Source organism: Methylacidimicrobium cyclopophantes, from assembly GCF_902143385.2.
GTDB lineage: Bacteria > Verrucomicrobiota > Verrucomicrobiia > Methylacidiphilales > Methylacidiphilaceae > Methylacidimicrobium > Methylacidimicrobium cyclopophantes.
This window is the reverse complement of sequence record NZ_CABFUZ020000035.1, coordinates 1-3556: the sequence shown is the minus strand read 5'-3', so window position 1 is coordinate 3556 and position 3556 is coordinate 1. Positions and strand designations below refer to the sequence as shown.

The 3556-nt window shown below is 64.8% G+C and carries 2 protein-coding genes and 1 pseudogene; 1 reads left to right on the top strand and 2 read right to left on the bottom strand.

The genetic code is table 11. From position 1 onward, the window contains the following. Positions 1-67 precede the first annotated feature (67 nt). Positions 68-2488 carry a Lon protease family protein gene (locus tag FN369_RS00895; RefSeq protein WP_246189468.1) on the bottom strand — a complete coding sequence of 807 codons (2421 nt, stop codon included), beginning with the start codon at positions 2486-2488 and terminating at the stop codon, positions 68-70. Between the two features lie 79 nt (positions 2489-2567). On the opposite strand from FN369_RS00895, the gene FN369_RS00890 reads away from it, so the two are divergent. Further along, the gene (locus tag FN369_RS00890; RefSeq protein ID WP_142524339.1) at positions 2568-3281 is read left to right on the top strand and encodes a hypothetical protein; all 714 of its coding nucleotides are present in this window, start codon (positions 2568-2570) and stop codon (positions 3279-3281) included. 41 nt (positions 3282-3322) lie between these two features. Here FN369_RS00890 and FN369_RS10955 read toward each other — a convergent pair. Next, positions 3323-3556 (bottom strand): annotated as a pseudogene (locus tag FN369_RS10955) (hypothetical protein); the annotation flags it as partial.

The window sequence follows — 3556 nt, the reverse complement described above, 5'->3', positions numbered from 1 at the left end:
AGCTCGGCGGCCGCCTCGGCTCCTCCCTCGGAAAAGGCTTGCCCAAACAAGACGATGCGCTCGATCCTCACGCTTTCTCCCCCCCCGCGGAAAGGGAGCGAGCCCTCCGGGCGAACTCGAGCAGCTTCCGCTCCACCCGTCCATTGAGGCTCTCTTCCGGATACCGTCCGTCCGGCCCGCGTTCGCCGGCGGGAAGCCCGGTCAAGAGCTCCATCGCCTCGTCGACCGTCCGCACCGCGTAGAGATGAAAGAGACCTTGGTCGACCATTTCGAGCAGCTCTCGGCGGAGGACGAGGTGGTCGACGTTGGCCGCGGGCACGATCACCCCCTGCCTCCCGGTGAGGGTCCGCGCGCGGCAGATCTCGAAGAAGGACTCTACCTTTTCATTGACCCCTCCGATCGCCTGCACCTGCCCTTTTTGGTTGATCGATCCGGTAATGGCCAGAGATTGCCGGATGGGGGCTTCCGCGAGCGTCGAGAGAAGGGCGCAGAGCTCGGCGCAGGAGGCGCTGTCTCCTTCGACGATGCCATAGGACTGCTCGAAGACGAGGGTCGCCGCCAGCGAGAGCGGCTCCTCCGGCACGTACCGGCCGGCGAGGAATCCCGAGAGGATCAGGACTCCTTTGGAATGGATCGGTCCGCCGAGCTTGGCTTCCCGCTCGATGTCGACCACTTTGCCGCTGCCGAATCGGACCCGGGCGGTGATCCGGTTGGGATGGCCGATGAGCACCCCTCCCGCTTCGAGGACGGCAAGGCCGTTGACTTGGCCCACGCTCTCTCCGTCGCTGTCCACCAAGAGCGTGCCCCGCAGCACCTCTTCCCGAAGATGCTCGCGGATTCGTCCGGAACGAGCCTCCGCCGCCGCGACCGCCCTTTCGACGTGGCTCTCGGAAATGGCCTTCGCCGCGGCGTCCCGAGCCCAGAAGTCGGCTTCCCGAAGAAGATCGGTCATCGTCCGGGCGCGCAGCGAAAGCTTCTTGGAGTCCGCGGCCACGCGGCTCCCTTCTTCCAGGATGCGGGCGACCGCCCCGCGGTCGAGGGGCAGCAGATTCCCCGTGCGGGCTTCCTCCGCCAAAAACTGCGCGTAGAGGAGCAGCATCGCCTCGCTCCGATCGACCTCTTCCTCGAAGTCGACGACGACCTTGAAGAGTTCGGAGAACTCGGGGTCGAGCTCGTGGAGCAAATAGTAGAGCATCCGCTCGCCCAGCAGGATCACCTTCACGTCGAGCGGGATCGGCTCGGGCTCGAGAGAGACCGTGCTCAAGATTCCGAGAGCCTCTCCGAGCGGCTCGATGCGAATCTGGCGGCTGCGCAGCGCCCGCTTGATTCCTTCCCAGGAAAAGGGATGGGAGAGGAGCCGGAGCGCGTCGATGGCCAAGTATCCGCCGTTTGCCTTGTGGAGCGATCCGGGACGAATGAGCGAGAAGTCGGTGACCAGGGCTCCCATCTGCGCGATATGCTCGACCGTTCCGAAAAGGTTGGAAAAGGTCGGATTCTCCTCCAGGACGACGGGAGAGCCCTGGGATCCATATTGGTCGACGACGACGTTCACCCGGTAGCGCCGGAGAAAGGCCTCGACCGCGTCGGGCCCCATTCCGGGAGGAAACATTCCCGGAGGGAGCCCCTCGGCTTCCTTGGGAAGCCGGAAGCTTTCGGCGTTCTTGAGCGCATCCTTTTCGACAGACTCGAGATGGGAGCAGACCGCAGGCATCTCCCTGTACTTGGCCTTCAGCTCCTCGAGAAGATTCGAAACCGTCGAACGGACGAGGGATCGGTTGAGCTCGCGCAGCTTGCCTTGCGCCTCCCGCCGCCATTTCGGGATCTCGCGGATGACCTTCGTCAGATCTTCCTGGAGCGAGGAAACCCTCGATTGGATCCTCTGCTTTTCCTCGTCCGGCAGCTTGGCGAACGTCTCCGGGTCGAGGACCTCCCCGTTCTTGAGCGGGGCGAAAGCAAAGCCCGCCGGAGTCTGGAGGAGGGCGATTCCGTCCTTTTGCGCTCGGTCTCGGAGCTCGGAGAAGGCCTGCTCGCGCCGCTCCTGGAAGCTCTGTTCGATATCCTGCACGCGCGCGCGATATTCGTCGCTTTCGAAAACCGCAGGAATGCCGACGCGGAGATCTTCCACGAAGCGATCCATGTCCTCGGCGAACTCCCGCGCCTTCCCGGGAGGAAAGGCGAGCGCCTTGGGGCGCCGTTCGTTTTCGAAGGCGAAAACGTAGGCCCAATCCGATGGAACGGTCCGCCCGGCCGCCCGCTCCTCGAGGAATCGAAGAACGAGGGAGCGTTTGCCGATCCCGTTCGGCCCCATGACGAAGAGGTTGTAGCCGGGCTGATTCATGGCCACGCCGAAGCGCACCGCTTCCATGGCCCGCGCTTGCCCAAGGACCCCGGGACTCTCCACGAGCTCCGCGGTCGTCTCGAAAGGAAGCCGGCTCGGATCGATCCGCCGGTCGAGAGTTTTGGCATCCAGGCGTAAATCGGATCTCACAATGGCTTTTTCAGGAACAATCTCCTTCCTGTAAAGGGTTTTTGCGGACGAAGAGAGCCGCGAGAAGAGAAAAGTTTCGATGAAAAAGACCGCGCCATCGTCCCCTTCGGGCGATATGGTTTGGGAGCGGATCCGTCTCATGGAGCGAATCGTTCGTCCGGAAATTCTCGATCGGCTTCCACCGGAAAGCCCGGAGGCGATGCGGGCCCGACGGGAGCTGCGGCGGATCAATCGTCTCATGGGGAACTTCGCTTGGTTTCGCCGTGAGGCGCGCCGGCGGGTGCGGGAGTTTACGCGCGCAGTGGAGATCGGCGCCGGCGACGGCACGCTCGGCCGGCTTCTCTACCTCGATCCGAAGCTTCGGGACAAGCTCGTTTTGACGGGGCTCGATCGGATCGGCCGGCCGGCGGCTTGGCCTCTCCCCTGGGAGTGGCGCCGGGAAGATGTGCGGGAGTTTGCCGGATGGGAAGACTATCCCTTGGTCCTCGCCAATCTCGTCTTCCACCACTTCGGAGCGGAGGATTTGCGTTGGATCGGCCGGGAGTTGGACCGTTCCTGCCGTCTCTTGCTTGCGGTGGAGCCCGCCCGGCGGGAGCTCCATCTCGCCGAGCTGCGCCTGCTCCGCCTCTGCGGGCTGAGCCGGATCACCTACGAGGACGGGAGGACCAGCATCCATGCGGGATTTTTGGGGGGAGAGCTCGTGGAGGCCTTGGGGCTTTCGGCCAAGCATTGGAAGTTCGACGTCGAGGTGACTCTCCTCGGCGCCTACCGCCTCGTGGCCGAGCGCCATTGAGAGAGGAGGTCCGGTCCCCGGCCCCCTCGAGAGCGCCGAAATCAGGAGCGCTGCGGATGGAGCCGGAGCCAGACGGTTGCGGGTCCGGCTCCTTCGGGCAGATCGACGGGGAGGGGCGGGCCGGGGAGCCGCTCGATCTCCGCTCCCGCGCGGGAGCAGGCGCAGGCGGCTTCTCGGAAGAGGTCCGCCGACCGCCATGGCCGATAGTTGGCGGAAAGCAAGAGGAGGGCGCCCGGCTCGCAGAGCCGTAGGACGCCTTCGATCAGCCCGCCGAG

Coding starts and splice junctions, on each gene's coding strand:
- FN369_RS00890 (WP_142524339.1), top strand. CDS start 2,568: ATGAAAAAGACCGCGCCATCGTCCCCTTCGGGCGATATGGTTTGGGAG.